A 25,868-nucleotide genomic window follows, 5' to 3' on the forward strand; every position below is an offset into this window, starting at 1 on the left:
GCGCAGCCCCCGGGCGAAGCGGTGCGCGGCCGCCATCGGCCCGCCGGTGTGCGAGCTCGACGGCCCGATACCGATCTTGAAGAGGTCGAAGACGCCGATGCTCACCGCACGTACTCCGTCGCTGCGTCGAGCAGCCATTCGGCCAGGTAGGCGGCGAAGGAGGAGCGCACCAGCACAAGGAAGCCGTCCTGCTGGGGAAGCAGCACGACCTGCGTGCGCGCGAGGGTGGTCTGCGCGCACGCCCCCGGAGCGAAGGCGCTCGGGTGCAGGTCGATGGTGCAGCCGTGGGACAGCAGGTCCCGCGCCTTCGGCCCGGCGACCAGCAGCGTGGTGCGCTGGGCGGACACGTCGACCACCGAGCCCTGGCCGCCGTCCACGGCCTTGCGCAGCAGCTCTGACCGGTACCCCTCAGGACCGATCACCAGCCACTCGTCGGGGCCGAGCCAGGCCACGGTCAGCTCGCCCGACCGTACGGCGGTGCAGGGCGTGGTGGGCAGCGGCGCGCCCAGGGCGGCCGCGACCTCGTCCGCGGCCGGACCGGCCGGGTCCACGCGCACGTTGACGTGGGTGAGGAACGGGATCTCGGCCAGCCTGAGCGCCCCGCTCGACGAGACGGCCTCGAACCGGCCTGCGAAGGCCGCTGCGGGACTCCTGCGTTCAGCCATCGCGGCGCGCTCCTTCCGGGTCGTACAGGACATGCGAGGTGACGGTGACGGGCACGAGAGCGCCGCCGACGGGTGCGTACAGCCGCTCGCCTACCCGGCTCTGCCCGCCCTTGACCAGGGCCAGCGCGAACGTCCGGCCGAGGGCGGCGCTGCGGTAGCTGGAGGTGACGTGGCCGAGCATGGGCACGGGCGGCGCGGGCAGCTCGGCGTCGGCGACCAGGTGCGCGCCCTCCGGCAGCAGGTAGGACGGGTCCTCCGGCAGCAGGCCGACCAGCTGCTTGCGGTCGGGCCTGGAGGTGTCGGCCCGCGCGAAGGAGCGCTTGCCGACGAAGTCGGGCTTCTTCTTGGACACCACCCACGACATGCCCAGGTCCTGCGGGGTGACGGTGCCGTCGGTGTCCTGGCCGACGATCGGGTAGCCCTTCTCGGCGCGCAGGACGTGCATGGTCTCGGTTCCGTACGGCGTGACTCGCCCGGTGTCCATGATCGCCGTCCAGAGGCGCAGGCCGTCCCACGAGGTCACGTTGATCTCGTAGGCGAGCTCGCCGGAGAAGCTGATCCGGCACACCCGGGCGGGGATGCCGGCCACCTCCGCCTCCCGCCAGGTCATGAACGGGAAGTCGGCGACGCCGACGGCCAGGTCGGGGGCGAGCTCGGCCAGCAGCTCGCGCGACCGCGGCCCGACCAGCGCGACCGTGGCCCACTGCTCGGTGACCGACGTGAGGTGGACGCGCAGCGTGGGCCACTCGGTCTGCAGCCACTCCTCCATCCAGTCGAGGACGGTGGCCGCGTTGCCGGTCGTCGTGGTGACCAGGAAGTGCTCCTCGGCCAGCCGGATGACGGTGCCGTCGTCGAAGACCATCCCGTCGGGCCTGCACATCACGCCGTAGCGGACGGCGCCGACGGCCAGCGAGCTCATCATGTTGGTGTAGAGCCGGTCGAGGAACTCGCCGGCGTCGGGGCCGATCACGTCGATCTTGCCGAGCGTGGAGGCGTCCATGGCCGCGACGCTCTCGCGGGCGGCCGCGCACTCGCGCAGGACGGCGCTCTCCATGTCCTCGCCCGCGCGCGGGTAGTACCACGGGCGCTTCCACTGGCCGACGTTCTCGAACAGCGCGCCGTTGGCGACGTGCCACTCGTGCAGGGCGGTCACCCTGATCGGGTCGTGCAGCGCGCCGCGGTCGCGGCCGGCGAGGGCGGCGAAGCTCACCGGCGCGTACGGCGCGCGGAAGGTGGTGCTGCCGAGCTCGCCGACGGTGGTGCCGAGGGCGTGGGCCACGACCGCCGTGGTGAGCAGTCCCGAGGTCTTGCCCTGGTCGTGGGCGGTGCCCGCGGTGGTGTAGCGCTTGATGTGCTCGACGGAGCGCAGGCCCGCCCCGGTCGCCCGCTGGACGTCGGCCGCGGTCACGTCGCGTTGCAGGTCGACGAAGTGGGAGCGGTAGTCGGTGGCGGGGACCAGCCAGAAGGCCTGCCCGGGGGTCGTGGGCGTCTCCACGGTGGCCCGCGGGGTCGCGGGCCGCTCGCCCACCGCCCTGCCGAGGACCGCCTCCAGTGCGCGGTAGCCCGCGGCGGCGCCGTCGGCGAGGCAGCCGCTCAGCGTGAACACGCCCTTCGCCGCCCCTGCCGCCTCGACGGCCTGGCGGGAGGCGTCGGGCACGATCGTGCCGAGCGCGTCGTCGTAGCGGAGCGTCCCGCCCGACTGGCTGAACAGGTGCACGACGGGGTTCCAGCCGCCTGACACCAGCAGCAGGTCGGCGGCCAGCTCCTGCTCTCCGACGGCGGCGCCGGCCTCGGGCCGGTGCCGGCCGACCAGCACGCTGGAGACCTGGCCGTCGCCCTGGGCGGCGGTCACCACGTGCCCGGACAGCACCTGGATGCCGCGTTCGCGGGCGCCGGCCGTCCACGCCGCGCCGGGCGAGGTCCGGACGTCGACGACGGCGGCGATCTCGACGCCCGCGTCGGCCAGGTCGAGGGCGGCGGCGTAGGCGCTGTCGTTGGCGGTGAAGACGACCGCGCGGCGGCCGGGGAGCACGCCGTACCTGTTGACGTAGGCGCGGGCGGCGCCGGCCAGCATGACGCCGGGCAGGTCGTTGCCCGCGAAGGCGATCGACCGCTCGTGCGCGCCGGTGGCCAGCACGACGCGCTTGGCGCGGATGCGCCACACGCGCTCGCGCGCGACGTCCGCGGGTGCGGCGGCGCCCAGGTGGTTGGTGCGCCGTTCGACGGCGACGACGTAGTTGTCGTCGTAGTAGCCGATCGCGGTGGTCCTGCGCAGTACCTTGACCTCGGGCATGGCCTCGAGCACGGACGCGGTCGCGGCGGCCCAGTCTGCGCCGGAGCCGACCTCCTGCGGCCCGAGCACGTCGTCCGCGCCGGGCTCGGTCACGGACTCGCGGGTGCCGAGCAGGCTGCCGCCGGGCTCGGACCGCTCGTCGACGAGGATGACGCGCGCGCCCGTGCCGGCCGCGGCGCGGGCGGCGGCCAGTCCGGCGGGACCGGCGCCGACGACCAGGACGTCGCAGTGCGCGTGGACGGCGTCGTAGCGGGCGGGGTCCGGCTCGGTGGCCAGCCTGCCCTGGCCGGGCAGGCCGGCGGCGACCAGGCCGTCGTACAGCTCGACCGTGGTGGCGGGCAGCATCGGCTCGGGGAAGGGCGCCTCGATCTGCACGACCGCGCTCGGCTCCTCGCCGCCGGCCGAGACGATGCCGCGCGGGCGGCCGAGCTTGACGCTCGTGGCGACCTGGCGCACCCCGTTGGCCAGCAACGCCGAGGCGAGGGTGTCGCCCGGGTGCCCGGTGTACTCCTGGCCGTCGAAGGTGAAGCGGAGCGTGGTGTCGCGGTCGATCCGGCCGCCGCTGTCGCGCCTCATGAGGTCACCGGCCTGGGCTCGCCCACCCGGTAGACGGCGTGGATCTCGTTGGTCGCGGTGTCGCGCACCGCGTTGAACCAGCGGCGGCAGCCGGCGGAGTGGCTCCAGCGCTCGGCGAAGCGCCCCTTGGGGTTGTCCCTGAAGAACAGGTAGCGGGCCCACTCCTCGTCGGACAGCGCCGCCGGGTTGTCCGGGTAGGCGACGTGCGCCTGCCCGCCGTAATGGAACTCGGCCTCATCGCGTGGGCCGCACCATGGACATGAGATCAGCAGCATCGTGAGGTCCTCAGTGCGCGACCGCGGCGGCGCCGTGCTCGTCGACGAGCGCCCCGGTGGTGAATCGGTCAAGGGAGAAGGGGGCGTTGAGCGGGTGCGGCTCGTCGTTGGCCACCGTGTGGGCCAGGCACCAGCCCACGCCGGGGGTCGCCTTGAAGCCGCCGGTGCCCCATCCGCAGTTGAGGTACAGGCCCTCCACCTCGGTAAGGCCGACGATCGGCGAGGCGTCGGGCGAGACGTCCACCACGCCGCCCCAGGTCCGCAGCACGTGCGCCCTGGCGAAGACGGGGAACAGCTCGAGGGCCGCGGCCATCTGCCGTTCGATGATGTGGAAGGCGCCGCGCTGGCGGTAGGAGTTGGCCGCGTCGATGCCGGCGCCCATGACCAGCTCGCCCTTGTGCGCCTGGCTGACGTACACGTGGACGGCGTTGGACATGACGACCGTCGGGTGGACGGGCTCCAGCAGCTCCGACACCAGCGCCTGCAGGGGATGGCTCTGGAGGGGCAGGTCGATGCCCGCGGTGGCGGCCACGACCGAGGTGTGCCCGGCGGCGCACAGCGCCACCCTGCCGGCCGCGATCGTGCCCTTCGTCGTCTCGACGCCGGTCACCCTGCCGTCGCGCACCTGGAGCCCGGTGACCTCGCAGTGCTCGACGAACTCGACGCCGAGCGCCGCCGCGGCCCTGGCCAGGCCCCACGCGACGTGGTCGTGCTTGGCGATGCCGGCCCTGGGCTGGAAGGTCCCGCCCAGCACGGGGTAGCGCACGTCGGGCGAGATGTTGACGATCGGGCAGACCTCCTTCACCTGGTGGGGGTCGAGCCACTCGGCGTCGACGCCGTTGAGGTTGTTGGCGTGCACCCGCCGTACGCTGTCGCGCACGTCCTGCAGGCTGTGGGCGAGGTTGAGCACGCCGCGCTGGCTGAACAGCAGCGGGTAGTCGAGCTCCTCCTCCAGGCCCTCCCACAGCTTGAGCGCGTGCTCGTAGATCCCCGCGCTCTCGTCCCACAGGTAGTTGGACCTGATGATGGTGGTGTTGCGCGCCATGTTGCCGCCGGCGAGCCAGCCGCGCTCCAGCACCGCCACGTTGGTGATGCCGTGGTTCTTGGCGAGGTAGTAGGCGGTGGCCAGGCCGTGCCCGCCGCCGCCGACGATCACGACGTCGTAGGAACGCTTCGGTTCGGCGGCGCCCCACAGCCGGTCGGGGTGCTCGGGCAGGTCGGCGCCAGGGGTGCGCGGGCTCATCGGGCCTCTCCATAGAGCGGGTGCTTGCTTGCCAGGGCCTCGACCCTGCCGCGCAGGAACGACAGGTCGGCCCGCGGTGTCAGCGCGGTGGCGATGATGTCGGCCACCTCGGTGAAGTCGGCGGCGCCGAAGCCGCGGGTGGCGAGGGCCGGGGTGCCGATGCGCAGCCCCGAGGTGACCATCGGGGGCCGCGGGTCGAACGGCACGGCGTTGCGGTTGACCGTGATGCCGACCTCGTGCAGCCGGTCCTCGGCCTGCTTGCCGTCCAGCTCGGACGCGCGCAGGTCGACCAGGACGAGGTGCACGTCGGTGCCGCCGGTCAGCACCCGCACCCCCGCCTCGACGGCGTCGGGGGCCAGCAGCCGCTCGGCCAGGATGCGGGCGCCTTCCAGGGTGCGGCGCTGCCGGTCGCGGAACGCCTCCTCGGAGGCGATCTTGAAGGCGACCGCCTTGGCCGCGATGACGTGCTCCAGCGGGCCGCCCTGCTGCCCGGGGAAGACCGCCGAGTTGATCTTCTTGCCGAGCTCCTCGGTGGACAGGATCACCCCGCCCCTGGGCCCGCCGAGGGTCTTGTGCGTGGTGGTGGTGACGACGTGGGCGTGCGGCACGGGCGAGGGGTGCAGTCCCGCGGCCACCAGGCCGGCGAAGTGCGCCATGTCGACCATGAGGTAGGCGCCCACCTCGTCGGCGATACGGCGGAAGGCCGCGAAGTCGAGCTGCCGCGGATAGGCCGACCAGCCCGCGATGACGAGCCGGGGCCGGTGCTCGCGGGCCAGGCGCGCGACCTCCTCCATGTCGACCAGGTAGTCGCTCTCGCGCACGTGGTAGGCGGCCACCTTGTACAGGCGTCCGGAGAAGTTGATGCGCATCCCGTGGGTGAGGTGGCCGCCGTGGGCCAGGTCGAGACCGAGGATGGTGTCGCCGGGTTCGAGCAGCGCGGCCATCGCGGCGGCGTTGGCCTGGGCGCCCGAGTGCGGCTGCACGTTGGCCGCCTGCGCGCCGAACAGCGCCTTCACCCTGTCGATGGCGAGCTGCTCGACGACGTCGACGTGCTCGCAGCCGCCGTAGTACCGCTTGCCCGGGTAGCCCTCGGCGTACTTGTTGGTGAGGACCGAGCCCTGGGCGGCCATGACGGCGGCGGGCGCGAAGTTCTCCGAGGCGATCATCTCCAGCGTCGAACGCTGGCGGGCGAGCTCGTCGCCGATGGCGGCGTGGACCTCGGGGTCCACCACGTCCAGCGGGGTGTCGATCATCTGGGGTCCTTTCTAACCGCGCAGGCGCTGCATCGCCGGGTCGAACAGGGGCTCCTCGGCGACCACGGCCTTGACTCTCCGGTCGAAGTAGCCGATGTCCACCGGCTGTCCCGGGGTCGCCAGCGCGGCCGGCAGCCACGCGTAGGCGATCCCCTTGCCGATGGTGTATCCGTAGGCGGCGCTGGTGACGTAGCCGGCGACGTTCTCACCGTCGTAGACGGGCTCCTTGCCCATGACGACCTCGTCGGTGAGCAGGCAGGTGAGCTTGCGCCGCACCGACTCCTTGCGGGCGAGCAGCGCCTCGCGGCCGACGAAGTCGCCCTTGTCCAGCTTGACGGCGAAGCCGAGGCCCGCCTCGTAGGGGTCGTGCTCGAAGGTCATGTCGGTGCCGAAGGAGCGGTAGCCCTTCTCCAGGCGCAGGCTGGTGAAGGCGCCGCGGCCGCCGGCGACGACGCCGTGGTCCTGACCGGCCTCCCACAGGGTGTCCCAGAGCTTGAGCCCCATGTCGGCGGTGGTGTAGATCTCCCAGCCGAGCTCGCCGACGTAGGACAGGCGCAGCATCGTGACCGGCACGTTGCCGATGTAGGCGCGGGTGCCGCGGAAGTAACGCAGCGCCGTCAGGTCGGTCGTGGTCAGCGGCTGGACCAGGTCGCGGGCCCGCGGCCCCCAGAGGCCGACGCAGCAGGTGCCCGCGGTGATGTCGCGCACCTGCACCGAGCCGTCGCGGGGGCGGTGCCGGTCGAACCAGTCGAGGTCGAGGTTGCCGTTGGCGCCGACCTGGAACTCCTCGGTCCCGAGGCGGGCGACGGTGACGTCGCTGCGGATGCCGCCGTCGGTGTCGAGCAGCAGGCAGTAGGTCACCGAGCCGACCGACTTGTCCACGTCCCCCGTGGTGAGGGACTGCAGGAAGGCCACGGCGCCGGGGCCGCTGACCTCCAGGCGCTTGAGGGCGGTCATGTCGTACATCGCGACGGACTCGCGGGTGGCCTGGGCCTCGGCGCCCACGATCGGGGACCAGTACTGCGCGGCCCAGTCACCGGGGGTGGGGATGTCCCTGCCCTTGAGCAGACCCGCGTTGGACCCGTACCACTGGGGCCGCTCCCACCCGGAGGCCTCGAGGAAGACCGCGCCGAGCTCCTGCTGGCGGGGGTGGAAGGGGCTGGTGCGCAGCGGGCGGGGCTCCTCCATCGGCTGGAGGGGGTGGATGATGTCGTAGACCTCGACGTAGTTCTGGCAGCCTCGGGCCAGCACGTAGTCGGGGGCGATCTGGTGCGGCTCGAACCTGTTGACGTCGCACTCGTGCAGGTCGAAGGAGGAGCAGTGGCCGTCGACGAGCCATTCGGCCATCGCCAGGCCGACGCCCGCCGAGTGGGTGACCCAGACGGCCTCGGCCACCCAGAAGCCCTTGACCTCCCGCGACTCGCCCATGAGCGGCAGGTGGTCGGTGGTGAAGGAGAACAGCCCGTTGATGCCCTCCTCGACCTTGGCCGACTGGGTGGCGGGAAGCAGGTCCTGGGTCGCGGTCCACGCCTCGGCGAAGTCGTCGGGGGTGAAGGTGAGCACCGAGGGCATCACCTCGGCCGCGTCGACCGACAGGATGTCGTCGGCGCTGATCGGCATCGGCCGGTGGCCGTAGTAGCCGATGCCCAGCGTGTCGAAGCGCTCGCGGTAGTAGAGGTCGGCGTCCTGGTGGCGCAGGATCGGCCGGGTGGCCTCCTCGGTCGCTCCGGCCAGGTCAGGCACCTGCCCCGTCCATGCCAGCTGGTGGGCCAGCGGCGTGAGGGGGAGGTTCATGCCCACCATGCGGGCCACCTTCGGCCCCCAGATGCCGGCGCAGCAGACCACGATCTCGGCGGGGATCTCGCCCTGGTCGGTGACCACCGCGGCGACCCTGCCGTTCTCGGTCCTGATGTCGAGGACCTCGTGCCTGGGCAGCACCCGCACGCCGCGCTCGCGCGCCCTGGCGAGCTGGGCGTCGACCGCCTTGACCGCCTTGGCCAGGCCGTCGGTCGGCAGGAACAGGCCGCCGAGGACCTTGGCACCGTCGAGGAGGGAGTGCTTGGCCACGCACTCCTCGGGGGAGAGCAGGTGCGCCTCGATCCCCCACGCCACCGCCCAGCCGTACCTGCGGTGCAGTTCGGCCAGCCGCTCGGGGGTGGTGGCCACTTCGAGCCCGCCGACCTGGAAGAAGCTGTCGAGTGCGACGAACTTCTCGACCGTGTAGCGGGCCATCTCGGTCATGGTCTTCGACCCGTTGGTCTGGAACACCAGTCCGGGGGCGTGTGAGGATGAGCCGCCGGTGGCGGGCACGTCTCCCTGATCGACCACGGTGACATCGGTCCAGCCTCGGGCGGACAACTCGTCGGCGAGGGCGGCGCCGACCACGCCCGCCCCGATGATGACGACGCTCGGGCCCGTCATAGCCACCTCCGTTGTTGCGATATATGCAACCAAACGCGTTTTCCGCAACAAGCGTCGCTCGCCGCATTGCGGGTGTCAAGGGGCGTTCTGTCTTATTCCGTACGGCTTCGCGGCGGATTAGAACGTTCCAATCCCGCGCAAGCACCAGCCCGATCGCGGGGTCAGGCGATCGGGCTGGTGAGACCTCAGCTCTGGGGGACCCAGGCCTTGACCTTGTCGGCGTTGTCGGCCACCCACTTGGCGGCCGCGTCCTCGGGCGTCATCTTGTCCTCGGAGATGTACTTGGCCACGAGGTTCTGGTCGTCGTTGGTCCAGGTGAAGTTCTTGACCAGCGCGTAGGCGGGACTGCCGGAGTCGGCGAACTTCTTGCTCACGATCTTGTCAAGTTCGTACGGCGGGTAGTCGCAGGCCACCTTGGCCGGGTCCGCGTCACAGCCCTCGGTGTACTGCGGCAGGTTCACCTTGACCAGCTTGAGCTCCGACATGAACCACTGCGGCTCGTAGAAGTAGCCGATGATGGGCTTCTGCTGCTTCTCCGACTGCCGGAAGGCCGTGATGAGCGCGGTCTCGCTGCCGGCGTAGACGACCTTGTAGTCCAGCTTCAGGTTCTTGACCAGGGCCGCGTCGTTGGTGACGAACGAGGGGTCGCCGTCGAGCAGCTGCCCCTTGCCTTCGGACTCGGAGGTCTTGAACAGGTCGGCGTACTTGTTGAGGTTCTTCCAGTCGGTGATGTCGGGATACTTCTGGGCCATCCACGGCGCCACGTACCAGCCGATCACGCCCTTGTTGCCCGTCGGGCCCGCCGACACGGCGACCTTCTGGTCCTCGATGTACTTCTTCTTGAGGTCGTCGTGGGCCCAGTTCTCCACGACCGCGTCGACCTCGCCGGTGGCGAAGCCCTGCCAGGCCACCTCCTCCTTGAGGTCCTTCTTCACCACCTTGCAGCCGAGGTTCTTCTCCGCCACGTGGGCGATGACCGCGGCGTTCGCCTCGTAGCCCACCCATGGGTTGACGGCGAGGTTGAAGGTGCCGCAGCTCTTGCCTCCCTGTCCGCCGGCCGCGGGCTGCTGCGTCTCGCCGACCTTCGCCCCGCCGCACGCGGTGAGCAGGAGGCCGGTGCCGGTCACGAGCGCGATCGCCCTGACCCTTCCACTCCTCGTCAAAGCCACCTGGTCCTCCAGAGTTCTCACTAGCCGGTTATCGGTTACTTGTGGGTGACACCGCCGTGCGCGGCCACGTCGGCCCGCCGGGTGGCGGCGCTCATGACGCGGTCGAGCACGATGCCGAGCACGACGATCGCGAGCCCGGCGGCCAGCCCCTTGCCGCGGAGCTGGTGCTGCGAGAAGCCGGCCACGACGTCGTAGCCGAGGGCTCCGGCTCCCACCAGGCCGCCGACGACCACCATCGACAGCACGTAGATCAGTCCCTGGCTGGCCGCCAGCGTCACGCCGCTGCGCGCCATCGGGAGCTGGACCTTGGAGATGAGCTGCCACGTTCCCGTGCCCGCCGAGACGGCGGCCTCCACGGTCGTGGGCGAGACCCGCCTGATGCCCTCGGCCACCAGCTTGATGGCGATGGGCGCGGCGAAGACGACGGCCGCGATGATCGCGGTGAACCGCGTCGGGCCGAACAGGCCGAGGATCGGCACCAGGTAGACGAAGGCGGGCATCGTCTGCCCCGCGTCCAGGACCGGCCGCAGCATCGTGTCGGCCCGGTCGCTGCGGCCCATCCAGACGCCCAGCACCACGCCGAGCACCATGACCAGGATCGTCGCGACGAGCGTCGAGGCCAGCGTCACCATGCTGTCCTGCCAGAGTCCCAGCAGCACGAGCACGAGCAGGCCCGCGGCGGTCACCAGCGCGGCCCGCACGCTGCCCACCAGCAGGGCGACGGCGACGACCACGCCGAAGACGAGCCACCACGGCGAGCCTGTCAGCAGCGCCTCGAAGGGGTTGAGCAGCGTGTTGGTGAGCACGTTCTTCAGCGCGTCGGTGGTGGCGGCGAGGCTGTCCTGCACCCACAGGCTGGCCGCGTCGGCGGCCTGGCGCACGTAGTGGCCGAGCTCGGCCTGGACGGGGAACTCCGCGGCCCAGACGTAGGTGTAGGACAGGTAGCCGAGGACCGCCACCACGCCGAACGTGCCGGCCAGCTCCAGCCGGCGCCGTCGCGTGGTGCGCAGCCGGCCGGCGCGCCGTTCGGCCTCCACCCGCCGGCTGGCGGCCGAGGTCACCCGGTCCAGCACGACAGCCATGATGACGATGGCCAGGCCCGCGTTGAACGCGGTGCCCACGTCGAGCGTCTGCAGCGCCTTCAGCACCGTCTTGCCCAGGCCGGGCGCGTCGATGAGCGCCGCGATCGTCGCCATGGACAGCGCCGCCATGATGGTCTGGTTGACGCCGACGATGATCGTCTGCTTGGCCATCGGGAGCCGCACGTGGCGCAGCGCCTGCGCGGAGGTGGCGCCGAGCGAGGCGCCCGCCTCCAGCGTGTCCGGCGAGACCTGCCTGATGCCGTGCGCGGTGATGCGGATGGCCGGCGGGATCGCGTAGATCATCGTGGCGATGGTGGCGCTGGCCGGGCCGATGAGGAAGAACAGCGTCAGCGGCGCCAGATAGACGAACGTCGGCATCGTCTGCATGAAGTCCAGCACCGGCGTCACCACCCGGTGGAACCGGTCGCTCAGCCCCGCCCAGACGCCGAGCGGGATCCCGACGGCCAGCGAGAGCGCGACCGCGGTCAGCGTGAGAGCGAGGGTGTCCATGCTCTCCTGCCACAGGCCCAGCACGCCGAAGGAGAGGAAACCGGCGGCGGTGAGCAGCGCCACCTTCCCGTTGCCCCACAGCCACGCGATGGCGGTGGCGAGCCCGGCCACGCCGAGCCAACCGAGGACCGGGACGGGCCGGCCGAAGGACGCCTGGCTGATCAGCGCCTGGACGAACGTCACCGACTCGTCGAGGAAGAGCCGGATGTAGTTGATGAAGTACAGGAAGAACGGATTGCTGTTGCGGCCGTCGTCGATCGCGTCCATGCCCTCGTTGAGCGAGGTGTGCAGGGGCGTCAGCTCCGCGCCGCCGAGGGCGAGGGTGTCGCGGCCGTTGAACAGCGCCCAGCCGAGCACCCATACGGCGAGCACCACCAGGAGCAGGTATCTGCGGGCCGGCAGCCTGGCGGCCACCACCGCCACGGTGGTCATCGTTCCTGCCCTCCCGCGATCACCTCGAGGATCTCGGCGCTGGTGACCACCCCGAGCAGCGTGTCCCCGTCCGTCACGCGCACCGGCCGGTCGGCCGAGAGCACGGTGTGCACGGCGTCGCGGATGACGACGTCGGGGCCGAGCTCCGGGCCGTCCAGCGACTCGTCCATCAGGGGCTGGCGCATGATCCAGCGCAGCGTGAGGACGTGGGAGCGCGGGACGTCGCTGACGAAGTCCCTGACGTAGTCGTCGGCGGGTGCGCCCACCACCTGGTCCGGCGTGCCGACCTGGACCAGCTCGCCGTCGCGCATGATGAGGATCCGGTCGCCCAGCTTCAGCGCCTCGCTGAGGTCGTGGGTGATGAAGATCATCGTCTTGCCGACCTCGTGGTGCAGGCGGATGACCTCGTTCTGCATCTCCCGCCTGATCAGCGGGTCGAGCGCGGAGAACGGCTCGTCGAACAGCAGCACCTCGGGGTCGGCGGCCAGCGCGCGGGCCAGGCCCACCCGTTGCTGCATGCCGCCGGACAGCTGGTCGGGGTAGGAGTTCTCGAAGCCGTTGAGCCCGACCAGGCCGACGACCTCGCGGGCGCGGGCGTAGCGGTCCTGCTTGGGGACGCCGCGGATCTCCAGGCCGAAGGCGACGTTGTCCAGCACGCACCGGTGCGGCAACAGGCCGAAGTGCTGGAAGACCATGGCCATGCGGTGCCTGCGCAGCTCGCGCAGCCTGCGGTCGTCGGCCTTGCGGATGTCCTCGCCGTCGAGGACGACCTCGCCTGCCGTGGGCTCGATGAGCCTGGTCAGGCAGCGGACGAGGGTGGACTTGCCCGAGCCCGACAGGCCCATGACGACGAACACCTCGCCCCGGCGTACCTCGAAGGAGACGTCGCGCACGGCGGCGACGCAGCCGGTCCGCTCCTTCAGTTCCTTACGGCTGAGCGTGGTACCGACGACCGCCTCGGCCTTGGGGCCGAACACCTTCCACAGCCCCCTGACATCGAGGATGGGCACGGTTTCGGTGTCGAGCGGACTACGTTCGGTCAGTGACGGCACGGTCATGACCACCTCTTGGGAGTCTCGGAGCGTCAGTTCGCTGGGAACCACCGCTGGGGGCGCGGGCGGGTGTTCTGCCACACATGCTTGATCTCGCGGTACTCGTCGAGTCCGGTCGGCCCGAGTTCGCGGCCGATGCCGGACTGCTTGAAACCACCCCACTCGGCCTGCGGCACGTAGGGGTGGTAGTCGTTGATCCACACCGTGCCGTGGCGGAGCCGTCCCGCGACCCGCTGCGCCTTGCCGGCGTCCTGGGTCCAGACCGCGCCGGCCAGGCCGTACTCGGTGTCGTTGGCGAGGAGGACGGCCTCCTCCTCGGTGGTGAAACGCTCGACGGTCAGCACGGGGCCGAAGGACTCCTCCCGCACCACGCGCATGCCCTGCTTGCAGTCGTCGAGGACGGTGGGCGGGAAGAAGTAGCCGGGGCCGTCGAGCCGGCGACCGCCGCAGCGCAGGGTCGCGCCCTCGGCCAGGCCCGCGGCCACGTACTCCTCGACCTTGGCCAGGTGTGCGGCGGAGATGAGCGGGCCCGCCTGTGCCTCGGGGTCGAAGGGGCCGCCCAGGCGGATGCGCTCCGCCCTTCTGACCACCTCGTCGACGAAGGCGTCGTGCAGGGAGTCCTCCACCAGCAGCCGCGCGCCCGCCGAGCAGACCTGCCCTGAGTGCAGGAACACGGCGGTGAGCGCGAAGTCGACGGCGGTCTCGAAGTCGGCGTCGGCGAAGACGATGTTGGGGTTCTTGCCACCGAGCTCGAGCGCGACGCGCTTGACCGTGGCCGCGGCCGCGGCCATGATCCGCCGTCCCGTGGCCAGGCCGCCGGTGAAGGAGACCAGGTCGACGTCGGGGTCCTCGGCCAGCGGCGCGCCCACCTCGGGTCCCGCGCCGAGCACGAGGTTGGCCACGCCCTTGGGCAGGCCGGCCTCCTCCAGGGCGCGGACGAGCAGGATGGCCGTGCTCGGGGTGAGCTCGCTTGGCTTCAGCACGAAGGTGTTGCCCGCGGCCAGCGCGGGCGCCACCTTCCAGGTGGTCTGCAGCAGCGGGTAGTTCCAGGGCGTGATCAGGCCGCAGACACCGACGGGTTCGTAGACGACCTTGCTGATCGCGTCGTCGCGGCCGGTGTCGATGACGCGGCCCGCGTCGGTTCCGGCCACGCCGGCGAAGTAACGTAGGCAGGCGATGGAGTCGTCGACGTCGTACTCGCTCTCGACCAGGCGCTTGCCGGTGTCGCCCGACTCCGCGCGGGCGAAGGCGTCGCGGTCACGTTCCACCAGGCCGGCGACCGCGTAGAGCAGCGCGCCGCGCTCCCTGGCGGGAGTGGTGGGCCATGGACCGCGGTCGAAGGCGTGCCGCGCGGCCCTGATGGCGGCCACGGTGTCGGCCGCTGTGGCTTCGGCGACCGTGGTCACGAGGCTGCCGTCGGCGGGCGAAAGGATGTTCCGCTGTCCGCCGGCGACCGGCCTGGTCCACGTGCCGCCGATGGAGAGATGGGTCATCGGCATACCCCTGATCGTTGCGTATGGCGCAAGGCAATGCTCAGTGAGGAACAGAATTGACCCGTCACCCTCCGTTCGTCAAGGCTTTGAGGGAATCACTGGGCGAATACATACGTTGTGATTCCGTTTACTCCCTGGTAGCCCTCTTGACGGGTGGGCGGTCGCACGTCCACGCTGTTGCGTATACATCACCATTTTGCGTATTACGCAACACAAGGAGGTGTGATGTCTCCTCGTCCCGGCCCAGGCCGCGAGTTCATCCTCACCGTCTCCTGCTCGGACAAGCCTGGCATCGTGTACGCGGTGAGCAGCTTCCTCGTGCAGCACCGCGGTGACATGTTGCAGAGCAAGCAGTTCAACGACAGAAGAGGCGGCGGCTTCTTCATGCGCGTGCACTTCGCCGCCCAGGACGGGCTGGAAGAGCTGCGTGAGGGCTTCGCCTACGTCGCCGAGTCGTTCCAGATGACGTGGCAGCTCAATGACGCCGCGACGCCCACGCGGGCGCTCGTCATGGTGTCGAAGTTCGGCCACTGCATGAACGACCTGCTCTTCCGCCGGCAGGTCGGCGGCCTCAACATCGACGTCCCCGCCGTCGTCTCCAACCATCCCGACCTGGAGCCGCTCGCGGCCTCCTACGGCGTGCCGTTCCACCACGTCCCCGTCACGCCGGACGGAAAGGAGGAGGCAGAGGCCAGGATCCTCGAGCTCGTCGCGGAGTACGAGGCGGACCTGGTGGTGCTGGCGCGCTACATGCAGATCCTGTCCGACGACATGTGCAAGCGCCTGGAAGGCCGCGCCATCAACATCCACCACTCGTTCCTGCCAGGGTTCAAGGGCGCCAAGCCCTACCACCAGGCGCACGAGCGCGGGGTGAAGCTCATCGGCGCGACCGCGCACTACGTCACGGCCGACCTCGACGAGGGCCCCATCATCGAGCAGGACGTGGCCAGGGTGGACCACGAGCTCGACCCGGAGGACCTGGTCGCGGCGGGCAGGGATGTGGAGGCTCAGGTGCTCGCCAGGGCCGTCAAGTGGCACAGCGAGCACCGGGTGCTGCTCAACGGGGACCGCACGGTCGTCTTCCGCTGAGCCGGACACCCAAGAACGAGGCGGTGGGGGTACTGCGCCCCCCACCGCCTCTCTTGTTGTGTCCCAGGCCCTCGCGCGCGGTCCGGCTCAGGCGCGGTGCCGGTAGAAGTCCACCGGCTCGGGCGGCAGCGGCGTGTTGCCGAGGATGAGGTCGGCCGCCTTCTCCGCCAGCATCATGACCGGCGCGTAGATGTTGCCGTTGGTGACGTACGGCATGACCGAGGCGTCCACCACGCGCAGGCCGTCGAGGCCGTGCACCCGCATGCTCTCGGGGTCGGTGACCGACATGTCGTCCACGCCCATCCTGGCCGTGCAGGAGGGGTGCAGGGCCGTCTCGCCGTCCTTGGCCACCCAGTCGAGGATCTCCTCGTCGGTCTCCACGGAAGGACCGGGCGAGATCTCGCCGGTGCTGTACTCACCCAGCGCGGGCTGGCCGAGGATCCTGCGGGCCACCCTGACGGCCTCCACCCATTCCCGCCTGTCCTGGTCGGTGGACAGGTAGTTGAAGCGCAGGGCGGGATGCCGGCGCGGATCGGTGCTCTTGATCTTGACCGAGCCGCGGGCGTCGGAGTACATCGGCCCGACGTGCACCTGGTACCCGTGCCCGCCCGAGGGCGCCGAGCCGTCGTAGCGCACGGCGATGGGCAGGAAGTGGAACATCAGGTTGGGGTAGTCGACCTCGTCGTTGCTGCGGACGAAGCCGCCGGCCTCGAAGTGGTTGGTCGCGCCGGGCCCCTTGCGCAGGAACAGCCACTGCGCGCCGATCCACGGGTGGCGCCACTTCTGCAGGTTCGGCTGCATGGAGACGGGCTTGCCGCAGCCGTGCTGGATGTAGACCTCCAGGTGGTCCTGGAGGTTCTCCCCCACCCCCGGCAGGTCGTGCACCACGTCGACGCCGAGCTCGCCCAGCTCGCGCGCGTTGCCGACGCCGGACAGCTGCAGGAGCTGGGGCGAGTTGATCGCCCCGCCGCACAGGATGACCTCGCCCGCGCGGACGGTGCCGCCGTCGTACTCGACGCCGACGGCGCGCGTGCCCTCGAAGAGGATGCGCGTCACCAGCGCCCGCGTCCTGACCGTCAGGTTCGGCCGCTTCATCACCGGATGCAGGTAGGCGCGGGCCGCGCTCAGCCTGCGGCCGCGCCTGATGTTGCGGTCGAAGCGGGCGAAGCCCTCCTGCCGGTAGCCGTTGACGTCGTCGGTGAGGGGGTATCCGGCCTCCTGCACGGCCGCGAAGAAGGCGTCGTAGAGCGGCGTGCCGGCCGCTCCCCTCTCCAGCGCCAGCGGCCCGTCGTGGCCGCGGAAGGGGGTGCCGGGGTCGGCCAGGCAGTTCTCCATCCTCTTGAAGTACGGCAGGCAGTGGGCGTAGTCCCAGGTCTTCATCCCGGGGTCGGCGCCCCACCTCTCGTAGTCGAGGGGGTTGCCGCGCTGGAAGATCATGCCGTTGATGCTGCTGGAGCCGCCGAGCACCTTCCCGCGGGCGTGGTAGATGCGCCTGCCGTGCATGTGCGGCTCGGGCTCCGACTCGTACTTCCAGTCGTAGAAGCGGTTGCCGATCGGGAAGGGGAGCGCGGCCGGCATGTGGATGAAGACGTCCCACAGATAGTCGGGCCGGCCGGCCTCGAGGACCAGCACCCGCGTAGCGGGGTCCGCGGAGAGCCGGTTGGCCAGGGCGCTGCCCGCCGAGCCGCCTCCGACGATGACGAAGTCGTACTGCTGTGACGTCATGTTGCCTCGTCTCGCTCGCGCGTTTCACCGAATCGTATCGCTATACGCATTGTGTTGCACTAGTCGCAACAAGAGATCTTTTGGTGTTGTGTTCGACGCGGTTCCCTTCAGCACTTACAGTTTCGCTATGAGCAACGACTCGAGCAGCGGGGGCGTCCAGTCGGTCGACCGGGCGATCAGCGTGCTGGAGATCCTTTCGCGCCGCGGCGAGGCCGGGGTCAGCGAGGTCGCCGCCGAGATCGACGTGCACAAGTCGACGGCCTTCCGGCTGCTCGGCGCGCTGGAGGCACGCGGCCTCGTGGAGCAGGCCGAGGACAGAGGCAAGTACCGGCTCGGCTTCGGCATCATCAGGCTCGCCGGCGGCGTCAACACCCAGATGGACATCACCCAGCGCGGGCGGGCGGTCTGCCAGCGGCTGGCGCAGGAGATCGGCGAGACGGTCAACATCGCCGTGCTCCGCTCCTCCTACGCCGTCAACCTCGACCAGGTCAGGGGCCCCTCGGCGGTCACCGCCTACAACTGGGTCGGCCAGGTGACCCCGCTCCACGCCACCTCCAGCGGCAAGGTGCTGCTGGCCCACCTCGACGACAGGCAGCGCGCCCGGCTGCTGTCCGACGGGAAGCTGGAGGGCTACACCCCCAAGACCATCACCTCCGTCGACGAGCTGGAGCAGCAGCTGGCCCTGACGCGGACGGCGGGCTACGCCTACTGCCTGGAGGAGCTGGAGGACGGCCTCAACGCCATGGCCGCGCCCATCCGCTCCTACCACGGAGAGGTGGTCGCGGCCGTCAGCGCCTCGGGTCCCGCCTACCGGTTCAGCGCCGAGCGCATGCACGAGCTGGCCCCCGTCCTGATGGAGGGCGCCGACGAGATCAGCCGCCGCCTGGGCTACGCCGGCTGAGCCCGCTCCAGCCGTACCACCACGCTCTTGGAGGTCGGCGTGTTGGACGTCTCGGCCACCGAGTCCAGCGGCACCAGCACGTTGGTCTCGGGGAAGTAGGCCGCGCAGCAGCCGCGGGCCGTCGGGTAGGCGATCACCCTGAACCCGTCGGCCCTGCGCTCGCCGTCCGGCCACTCGCTGACCAGATCCACCAGGTCGCCGTCGGCGAGGTCGCGCTCGGCCAGGTCGTCCTGATGGACGAAGACCACCCTGCGGCCCGCCTTGACCCCGCGGTAGCGGTCGTCGAGGCCGTAGATCGTGGTGTTGTACTGGTCGTGGCTCCTGACCGTCTGCAGCAGCAGCCGCCCTGGCGGGACGCGCAGCACCTCCAGCTCGTTGACGGTGAAGTTGGCCTTGCCCGTGGCCGTGGGGAACCTGCGCTCGTCCCTGGGCGCGTTGGGCAGCGCGAAGCCCTCCGGCGCGCGGGCGTTGAAGTCCTCGAAACCGGGGATCACCCGTGACACGCGGTCCCTGATCACGCCGTAGTCGCGCGCGAAGTCGGCCCACGGCACGTACGGATCGTCGCCGAACAGCGCGGCGGCCAGCCCGCAGACGATCGCCACCTCGGGCCGCAGCTCCGCCGAGGCCGGCGCGAGCCGGCCGCGCGAGGCGTGCACCAGCCCCATCGAGTCCTCGACGGTGACGTAGCCGCCCGCGTCGCGTTCGGTACGGCCCAGCGTCGGCAGGATGAGCGCCTCCGCGCCGCACACCGCGTGGGAGCGGTTGAGCTTGGTGGAGATCTGCACCGTCAGCCGGGTACGGCGCAGCGCCGCCTCGGTGACGTCGCTGTCGGGCGTGGCCCTGACGAAGTTTCCGCCCATCCCGACGAACACCTTGGCCGTCCCGTCGCGCATGGCGCGGATCGCCTCGACGGTGTCGAAACCGTGGTGGCGGGGCGGCGAGAAGCCGAACTCCTTGCCCAGGGCGTCGAGGAAGGCCGCGGCCGGCTTCTCGTAGATGCCCATCGTCCGGTCGCCCTGCACGTTGGAGTGGCCGCGTACGGGGCAGACGCCCGCGCCGCTCCTGCCGACGTTGCCGCGCAGCAGCAGGAAGTTGACCACCTCCCTGATGGTGGCCACCGAGTTGCGATGCTGGGTCAGGCCCATCGCCCAGCACACGATGACCGACCCGGCCGCGCGCACCTCCTCGGCCGTCGCCTCCAGCTCGGCCCTGGTCAGCCCGGTGGCCTCCAGCACCTGGTCCCAGTCGAGGGCGCGCAGGTGCCGCTCCCACTCCTCGAACCCGTGCGTGTGCCGGTCGACGAACTCCTTGTCGGCCGAGTCGAGCAGCAGCAGCGACAGCGCCTGGAAGAGCGCCATGTCGCCGTTGAGGCGGATCTGCAGGAACCGGTCGGCCAGCGCGGTGCCCTTGCCGAGGCCCGAGGGCCGCTGCGGGTTCTTGAAACGCAGCAGGCCCGCCTCGGGCAGCGGGTTGACCGCGACGATCCGCGCGCCCGCGCGCTTGGCCCGCTCCAGCGCGGTCAGCATGCGGGGGTGGTTGGTGCCGGGGTTCTGGCCCACCACGAAGATGAGCTCCGCGCGGTGCAGGTCCTCCAGCGACACCGTGCCCTTGCCGATGCCGAGCGTCTCGTTGAGCGCCGACCCGCTCGACTCGTGGCACATGTTGGAGCAGTCGGGCAGGTTGTTGGTGCCGAAGCGGCGCACGAGCAGCTGGTAGGCGAAGGCGGCCTCGTTGGAGGTGCGGCCCGAGGTGTAGAAGACCGCCTCGTCCGGGCCGCCGAGCGCGCGCAGCTCCCTGGCGATGATCTCGAAGGCGCGCTCCCACGAGATCGGCACGTAGTGGTCGGCCCCCGCGGGCTTGTGCATCGGCTCGGTGAGCCTGCCCTGCTGGCCGAGCCAGTGGTCACTGCGGACGGCCAGCTCGCTCACCGGGTGGGCGGCGAAGAAGTCACGCCCGATCCTGCGTGTCGTGGCCTCCTCCGCCACCGCCTTGGCGCCGTTCTCGCAGAACTCGGCGGGGCTGCGGTGCTCCCCCTCGGGCCAGGCGCACCCAGGGCAGTCGAAACCGCGTTTCTGGTTGACCTGGAGCAGTGTCAGCGCGGTGCGGCCCACCCCCATCTGGCGGTAGGCGGTCCGCATCGCGTGCCCGACGGCGGGCAGCCCGCCCGCCCAGTCCTTGGGCGGGCGGACCCGCATGTCCTCGTCACCGGCGTCGTCGCGCGGCGCCTTTCGAACCACTGTCAGCCGATCCTGTCCTGTACCCATTCGTGGAAGACGCCGATGTGGTGCTCGCTGGGCACGAGCACGCCGCCCTTGGCGTACGTGCGCGAGCCCATCGTGGGCTGGCAGCGCTCGCACGCCTCGAAGTCCTGCTCGTTGACACGATGGAAGAGTTCCACGGACTTGTCCAGGTCCTTGCCGCTCTCCACCACGCCCGGCAGGTAGAGCCAATCACACTCGACGACGGTCCTGTCCACCGCCAGGGGGAACATCCGGTGCACGATGACGTGGTCGGGCACCAGGTTGATGAAGACCTGGGGCTTGATCGTGATCGCGTAGTAGCGCCGGTCCTGGTCCTCGCTCACGCCGGGGATGCGGTCGAGCCCCGCGGAGCCGTCCACGGTGAAGCCCTTGATCTCCTCGCCGAACTCGGCGCCGTGGCCGACGAAGTACTGCGCGGCGTACCCGTCGGCGAACTCCGGCAGCACCTCGGTCAGCTCGGGGTGGATCGTGGCGCAGTGGTAGCACTCCATGAAGTTCTCGATGATGAGCTTCCAGTTGGCCTTCACGTCGTAGACGATCCTGCGGCCGACCTCGAGCCCCGCCACGTCGTAGTTGTCGATCAGCTCCAGGGCGCCGAGCCGTTCGGTCACGGCGCCCATCACGTCGTCCTCGAAGGAGGGAGGCTCATCGGCCAGGCAGACCCACACGTAGCCGAGCCACTCCCTGACGTGCACGTTGATCAGGCCGTACTGGACGCGGTCGAGGTCGGCCATCTTGGTGAGGTTGGGCGCGGCGACCAGCTTGCCGTCCAGGCCGTAGGTCCAGGCGTGGTAGGGGCACTGGAAGGCGCGCGCGACCTCGCCCGACTCCTCGGTGCACAGCTGTGCGCCGCGGTGCCGGCAGACGTTGAAGAAGGCGCGCACGGACCTGTCGCGCGCCCTGGTGACCAGGATGCTCTCGCTGCCGACCTGGACCGTCTTGAACGAGCCCGGCTTGGGGATGTCGGACGAGCGCACCACGCAGAACCACATCGCCTCGAAGATGTTCTTCTGCTCCCGCGCGAAGAGCGCCTGATCGGTGTAGTAGTGGCCGGGCAGGGTGGGGATCACGCTGGAGGTGGGGGCGGTGCTGGAGGTGGTCACGGGAGTACTCCTCTGATACGGGCCGGGTCAGTGTCCTCGGCGGATCCAGTCCTCGAGCTGCGGAGCCTCGGCTCCGATGCTGGTGTCGTCGCCGTGCCCGGTGTGGACCACGGTCTCGGCCGGCAGGGTGAGCAGCGTCTGGCTGATCGACGAGATGATCGTCGGGAAGTCGCTGAACGACCTGCCCGTCGCCCCTGGACCGCCCTGGAAGAGCGTGTCGCCGGAGAACAGGACGCCCAGCTCGGGCACGTACAGGCAGACCGCGCCCGGAGCGTGCCCTGGGGTGTGCAGGACATGGACGGCGCTGTCGCCGACCCTGATGATCTGCCCGTTCGCCAGCGCCCTGTCGGGGGCGGCGACCGGGTGGGTGAGCTTCCACAGCACCTGGTCGTCAGGGTGCAGGAAGACGGGCGCGCCGGTGCGGGCGGCCAGCAGCGGGGCGGCGTTCACGTGGTCGTCGTGGGCGTGCGTGCACACGATGCCCACCACCCCGCGGTCGCCGACGGCCGCCGCGATCGCGTCGGCGTCGTGGGCCGCGTCGACGACCAGCACCTGGTCGTCGTCGCCGAGGAGCCACACGTTGTTGTCGACGTCCCAGGTGCCGCCGTCGAGGCTGAACGTCCCCGAGGTGACCAGGCGTTCGACGCGCACGGTGCCTGCCATCACAGCACCACCACCGAGCGCAGCACGTCGCCGTGGTGCATCTTGGCGAAGGCGTCCTCGACCTGGTCGAGGCCGATGGTCTCGGTGACGAAGGCGTCGAGGTCGAAGCGGCCCTGCAGGTAGAGGGAGATCAGCATGGGGAAGTCGCGGCTGGGCAGGCAGTCGCCGTACCAGCTGGACTTCAGCGCGCCGCCGCGGCCGAAGACGTCGAGGAGCGGCAGCTCCAGCGTCATCTCGGGGGTGGGCACGCCGACGAGCACGGCGGTCCCGGCCAGGTCTCGGGCGTAGAAGGCCTGCTTGAAGGTCTCCGGACGGCCGACCGCGTCGATCACCACGTCCGCGCCGAAACCGCCGGTAAGCTCCCTGACGGCCTCGACCGGGTCGCTCTCCTTGGCGTTGACCGTGTGGGTGGCGCCGAAGTCGCGGGCCCAGGCGAGCTTGCGGTCGTCGACGTCCACCGCGATGATCGTGGTGGCCCCGACCAGCCGCGATCCGGCGATCGCCGCGTTGCCGACACCGCCGCAGCCGATCACCGCCACCGAGTCGCCGCGGCTGACCGCGCCAGTGTTCACGGCGGCGCCGAGGCCCGCCATCACGCCGCAGCCGAGCAGGCCCGCCGCGGCGGGGGCGGCGGCCGGGTCGACCTTGGTGCACTGCCCGGCGGCCACCAGCGTCTTCTCGGCGAAGGCGCCGATGCCGAGCGCGGGGCTGAGCGGGGTGCCGTCCCGCAACGTCATCTTCTGCGTGGCGTTGTGGGTGGCGAAGCAGTACTGCGGGCGGCCCCGCAGGCAGGCGCGGCAGGAGCCGCACACCGCCCGCCAGTTGAGGATGACGAAGTCGCCCACGGCGACGTCCTTGACGTCCGGGCCGACGGCCTCCACCACGCCCGCGGCCTCGTGGCCGAGCAGGAAGGGGAAGTCGTCGCTGATGCCGCCCTCACGGTAGTGCAGGTCGGTGTGACAGACGCCGCACGCCTGCACCTTCACCAGCGCCTCGCCGGGGCCCGGGTCCGGCACCAGGATCGTCTCCAGGCTTACCGGCTTGCCCTTGCCCGTCGCGACCACGCCGCGTACTTCATGAGCCATGATTCACTCCTGTCTCAGCCGGCCTGGACCGGCGCGGTCTCCAGATGGCGGCGCCAGCGGGTGAACAGCCTGACCTGGTTGACCCCCAGCACCGCGACGGGGCGCTCGCCCTGCCGGTAGACGGCAAGGAAGCTGTGGTCGGCCGGGTCACCCTCCTCCACGGTCACCGAGTCGGCGTCCCTGGCGTGCCCGATGAACTGGATCTTGATATCGAACTGGTCGGACCAGAAGTAGGCCGGGCGCGCCGGCTCGGGCCTGGCGGTGCCGCCCGACAACAGCGTGGCCGCCGCCACGGCGGCCCGCTGCCTGGCGCCCGTCCAGTGCTCGATCCGGCGGTGGCCGCCCTGGGCGGGATCGAACCAGGCCGCGCAGTCGCCGACCGCGACGATGCCGGGCACGCGGGTGCCGCCGCCCTCGTCGCAGACGACGCCGTCGCCGAGCTCGAGGCCGCTGCCCTCCAGCCACGCGATGTTGGGCGTCGCGCCGATGCCCACGACGACGACGTCGGCGGGCAGGTGCGTGCCGTCCGCCAGCCGTACGCCGTCGACCCTGCCGTCGCCGGTCAGCTCGGTGACGTACGCGCCGCGTACCAGGCGCACGCCGCGCCGCTCGTGCAGCGTGGCGATCGTCTCCGCCATCGCGGCGCCGAGGACGCCGGCCAGCGGCGCGCTGCCCGACTCCACGAGCGTGACCTCCAGGCCGAGGTCTCTGGCCGTCGCGGCCACCTCGGCGCCGATGAAGCCGCCGCCGATCACGACGACGCGTCCGGCGCGCTCCAGGTCGCCGCGCAGCGCGCGGGCGTCGTCCAGCGTGCGCAGCGTGTGCACGCCGGCCAGGCTCCGCGCGCCCGGCAGCTCGCGCGCGGAGGCGCCGGTGGCGATCACGATGCCGTCGGCCTTGACCGAGGTGCCGTCGCTCAGGATGACGCGGCGGGCGACCGGGTCGAGCGCGGTCGCGGCGACCCCGAGCCGCCATTCGGCGTCGAGCTCCTCGCCGTCGCCCTCCAGCGCGAGGTCGGCCTCGCCGATGGCGCCCTTGAGGAAGTCCTTGGACAGGGGCGGCCGGTCGTAGGGGCGGTGCCGCTCCTCGCCGACGAGGACGAGGCGGCCGGTGTAGCCCTGGCCGCGCAGCGCCCTGGCGGTCAGGAGCCCGGCCAGCGAGGCGCCGACGACGCAGACGGTGTTCACGCCTGCCCCTTGAGCGTGACGCCGGGCGGCAGGTTCGGCTCCTCGTCGGAGGGCACGACGTAGATGACGTCGTCCTCGACGACGACCTGGTGGGTGCGCACCGGCCGCTTGGCGGGGGGCGCGTCGACCTGGCCGGTGCGCAGGTCGAACCGCGAGGCGTGCAGCGGGCATTCGATCTCGCAGCCCTCGAGCCAGCCGTCGGCCAACGAGGCATCCTGATGCGTACAGGTGTCGTCGATGGCGAAGATCTCGCCGTCCTCGGTATGGAAGACGGCGATGGGCGGGTCGGCCTCGACCCGGAGGGCCTCGCCTCGCGGCAGTGATGCAAGTGGGCACGCTGGGATCATCGTGTCACACCTCGGTTTCGCAAAGAGAAACATCTCGCGCTATACGCAACAGAGTGCGGGTGTGGATTGCGGATGTCAAGACCGGTTTTGTGCAAGTGATCCCGCTTCGCCCCGTCTGGCGGGCAGCGCCTTCCGGGGGTGCTGGTCGCCGCACCTGTGCGGCGATTGATTCATCGCTTGGTGAATTCTGCGGGCAGGGCCGTCCCCCCGTGGCGACCGCGCGTGCCGGGGTGATGGCCCGGGCCCCGCCCCGGCGCGCCGCCTCAGAACATCTCGTCCAGCAACCGGTAGTAGTCGAGGCGCCACCGGTCGACCTCCGCCAGGCCGTAGGCGGCCAGGAAGTCGGCGACGGCCGACTCGCCGTAGTCCTCGCCGAGGTCGCGCAGCGCGATGGCGAGGTCCAGGTAGCGGTCGGCCACACCGAGACCGCCCACGTCGATCAGCACCGGCCGTCCCGTGGCCGAGACCAGCACGTTGCCGGGGGTGTAGTCGCCGTGGGCGACGACCAGGTCCTCGCGCGCGGGCCGTTCGGCCAGCAGCCGGTCGTAGACCTGCGCCGCCGTCAGGCCGACGTGGTCGTCGTCGAAGTCGTCCGGGTCGACCAGCCCGGCCCGCAGCCGCTCGCCCGCGCGGGCGAGCCTGACCTCCAGCCCCTCGTCGAAGGGGCACTCCCCGACCGGTACGGCATGCAGCTCGCGGAGCACGCCTCCCATGATCGTGCCGATGTCCGCCGGCGCCCCGCGCTCCAGGCTGGGCCATCCCACGTCGGCCAGCACGAGCGCGTCTTCGTCGAAGGCCACGACGTCGGGGACCGGCATCCAGTGCTTCAACCAGCGCAGCCGTTCGTACTCCTCGCGGGCCACGGGACCGTGCTTGACGTAGAAGACCCCCGCCGCGCTGGTCACCCGCGACAGGTGACCGCTCATGCCCTCGTGGTCGTCCGACCAGACGGCATCCTCGCCGAACAGATCCAGAACTCGTTCAGAAAACCGCACGATGCCCGAGCATAGGCGGGCATCGTGATCTTCGGCTGCTGGTTTTCG

Annotated in this window: 21 protein-coding genes; 2 read left to right on the forward strand and 19 right to left on the reverse strand. The window is 70.9% G+C overall.

The genetic code is table 11. The features are described 5' to 3' along the window. The 11 genes from ACWEVS_RS27170 to ACWEVS_RS27220 form a co-directional block, all read right to left on the reverse strand. Window positions 1-105 (reverse strand): serine dehydratase beta chain (locus ACWEVS_RS27170; RefSeq protein ID WP_452553987.1); only part of this gene is annotated, 105 nt, incomplete at its 3' end. Beyond that, on the reverse strand, window positions 102-665 hold the full coding sequence (locus ACWEVS_RS27175) for a sarcosine oxidase subunit gamma (RefSeq protein ID WP_452553939.1): 564 nt from the start codon (window positions 663-665) through the stop codon (window positions 102-104). The genes ACWEVS_RS27170 and ACWEVS_RS27175, both read right to left, overlap by 4 nt. Next, entirely contained in the window at window positions 658-3,534 is a 2,877-nt protein-coding gene (locus ACWEVS_RS27180; RefSeq protein ID WP_452553940.1) for a 2Fe-2S iron-sulfur cluster-binding protein, read from the reverse strand. The genes ACWEVS_RS27175 and ACWEVS_RS27180 overlap by 8 nt, the downstream gene beginning before the upstream one ends. Continuing rightward, window positions 3,531-3,809 (reverse strand): sarcosine oxidase subunit delta, encoded by a 279-nt coding sequence (locus ACWEVS_RS27185; RefSeq protein ID WP_354918144.1) that lies wholly within the window; start codon window positions 3,807-3,809, stop codon window positions 3,531-3,533. Before ACWEVS_RS27185 ends, ACWEVS_RS27180 begins: the two co-directional genes overlap by 4 nt. Window positions 3,810-3,819: 10 nt before the next feature. Beyond that, window positions 3,820-5,052 (reverse strand): sarcosine oxidase subunit beta family protein, encoded by a 1,233-nt coding sequence (locus ACWEVS_RS27190; RefSeq protein WP_354918141.1) that lies wholly within the window; start codon window positions 5,050-5,052, stop codon window positions 3,820-3,822. After that, complete coding sequence (glyA, locus tag ACWEVS_RS27195; protein ID WP_452553941.1) at window positions 5,049-6,305, reverse strand: serine hydroxymethyltransferase; 1,257 nt, start codon at window positions 6,303-6,305, stop codon at window positions 5,049-5,051. The genes ACWEVS_RS27190 and glyA overlap by 4 nt, the downstream gene beginning before the upstream one ends. A gap of 12 nt (window positions 6,306-6,317) precedes the next feature. Continuing rightward, window positions 6,318-8,726: a GcvT family protein gene (locus tag ACWEVS_RS27200; RefSeq protein WP_452553942.1), complete on the reverse strand. Its 2,409-nt coding sequence runs from the start codon at window positions 8,724-8,726 to the stop codon at window positions 6,318-6,320. Between the two features lie 185 nt (window positions 8,727-8,911). Continuing rightward, window positions 8,912-9,895 carry an ABC transporter substrate-binding protein gene (locus tag ACWEVS_RS27205; RefSeq protein WP_449931576.1) on the reverse strand — a complete coding sequence of 328 codons (984 nt, stop codon included), beginning with the start codon at window positions 9,893-9,895 and terminating at the stop codon, window positions 8,912-8,914. Window positions 9,896-9,930: 35 nt separating this feature from the next. Then, complete coding sequence (locus ACWEVS_RS27210) at window positions 9,931-11,919, reverse strand: ABC transporter permease subunit (RefSeq protein ID WP_354918130.1); 1,989 nt, start codon at window positions 11,917-11,919, stop codon at window positions 9,931-9,933. Next, window positions 11,916-12,977, reverse strand: a complete 1,062-nt coding sequence (locus ACWEVS_RS27215; RefSeq protein WP_449931573.1) for a quaternary amine ABC transporter ATP-binding protein — start codon at window positions 12,975-12,977, stop codon at window positions 11,916-11,918. Before ACWEVS_RS27215 ends, ACWEVS_RS27210 begins: the two co-directional genes overlap by 4 nt. Before the next feature lie 26 nt (window positions 12,978-13,003). After that, window positions 13,004-14,470, reverse strand: coding sequence for an aldehyde dehydrogenase family protein (locus tag ACWEVS_RS27220; protein WP_452553943.1), 1,467 nt, complete (start codon window positions 14,468-14,470; stop codon window positions 13,004-13,006). A gap of 219 nt (window positions 14,471-14,689) precedes the next feature. Between ACWEVS_RS27220 and purU the strand changes: the two genes are divergently transcribed. Further along, window positions 14,690-15,553 carry a formyltetrahydrofolate deformylase gene (gene purU / locus ACWEVS_RS27225; RefSeq protein WP_354918124.1) on the forward strand — a complete coding sequence of 288 codons (864 nt, stop codon included), beginning with the start codon at window positions 14,690-14,692 and terminating at the stop codon, window positions 15,551-15,553. An 87-nt stretch (window positions 15,554-15,640) separates the two neighbouring features. Here purU and betA read toward each other — a convergent pair whose 3' ends face one another. Continuing rightward, window positions 15,641-17,278 (reverse strand): choline dehydrogenase, encoded by a 1,638-nt coding sequence (gene betA / locus ACWEVS_RS27230; RefSeq protein ID WP_452553944.1) that lies wholly within the window; start codon window positions 17,276-17,278, stop codon window positions 15,641-15,643. A gap of 127 nt (window positions 17,279-17,405) precedes the next feature. On the opposite strand from betA, the gene ACWEVS_RS27235 reads away from it, so the two are divergent. After that, entirely contained in the window at window positions 17,406-18,179 is a 774-nt protein-coding gene (locus tag ACWEVS_RS27235) for an IclR family transcriptional regulator (RefSeq protein WP_452418713.1), read from the forward strand. Here the strand turns inward: ACWEVS_RS27235 and ACWEVS_RS27240 are convergent. The 7 genes from ACWEVS_RS27240 to ACWEVS_RS27270 all read right to left on the reverse strand — a co-directional run bounded on the left by ACWEVS_RS27240 (window position 18,167) and on the right by ACWEVS_RS27270 (window position 25,820). Continuing rightward, the gene (locus ACWEVS_RS27240; RefSeq protein ID WP_452418712.1) at window positions 18,167-20,443 is read right to left on the reverse strand and encodes an FdhF/YdeP family oxidoreductase; all 2,277 of its coding nucleotides are present in this window, start codon (window positions 20,441-20,443) and stop codon (window positions 18,167-18,169) included. The two genes, ACWEVS_RS27235 and ACWEVS_RS27240, sit on opposite strands and share 13 nt — an antisense overlap. Next, window positions 20,419-21,543: an aromatic ring-hydroxylating oxygenase subunit alpha gene (locus ACWEVS_RS27245; RefSeq protein ID WP_449931563.1), complete on the reverse strand. Its 1,125-nt coding sequence runs from the start codon at window positions 21,541-21,543 to the stop codon at window positions 20,419-20,421. Before ACWEVS_RS27245 ends, ACWEVS_RS27240 begins: the two co-directional genes overlap by 25 nt. A 27-nt stretch (window positions 21,544-21,570) precedes the next feature. Beyond that, on the reverse strand, window positions 21,571-22,206 hold the full coding sequence (locus ACWEVS_RS27250; RefSeq protein WP_354918113.1) for an MBL fold metallo-hydrolase: 636 nt from the start codon (window positions 22,204-22,206) through the stop codon (window positions 21,571-21,573). Continuing rightward, window positions 22,206-23,291, reverse strand: coding sequence for an S-(hydroxymethyl)mycothiol dehydrogenase (locus ACWEVS_RS27255; RefSeq protein ID WP_354918110.1), 1,086 nt, complete (start codon window positions 23,289-23,291; stop codon window positions 22,206-22,208). Before ACWEVS_RS27255 ends, ACWEVS_RS27250 begins: the two co-directional genes overlap by 1 nt. A gap of 14 nt (window positions 23,292-23,305) precedes the next feature. After that, window positions 23,306-24,478 carry an NAD(P)/FAD-dependent oxidoreductase gene (locus ACWEVS_RS27260; protein ID WP_452418708.1) on the reverse strand — a complete coding sequence of 391 codons (1,173 nt, stop codon included), beginning with the start codon at window positions 24,476-24,478 and terminating at the stop codon, window positions 23,306-23,308. Further along, complete coding sequence (locus ACWEVS_RS27265) at window positions 24,475-24,825, reverse strand: bifunctional 3-phenylpropionate/cinnamic acid dioxygenase ferredoxin subunit (RefSeq protein ID WP_354918104.1); 351 nt, start codon at window positions 24,823-24,825, stop codon at window positions 24,475-24,477. Before ACWEVS_RS27265 ends, ACWEVS_RS27260 begins: the two co-directional genes overlap by 4 nt. Window positions 24,826-25,088: 263 nt before the next feature. Further along, complete coding sequence (locus tag ACWEVS_RS27270) at window positions 25,089-25,820, reverse strand: APH(3') family aminoglycoside O-phosphotransferase (RefSeq protein ID WP_452553945.1); 732 nt, start codon at window positions 25,818-25,820, stop codon at window positions 25,089-25,091. Window positions 25,821-25,868: the final 48 nt, after the last annotated feature.

It is taken from the genome of Nonomuraea sp. NPDC003754 (genome assembly GCF_053605785.1).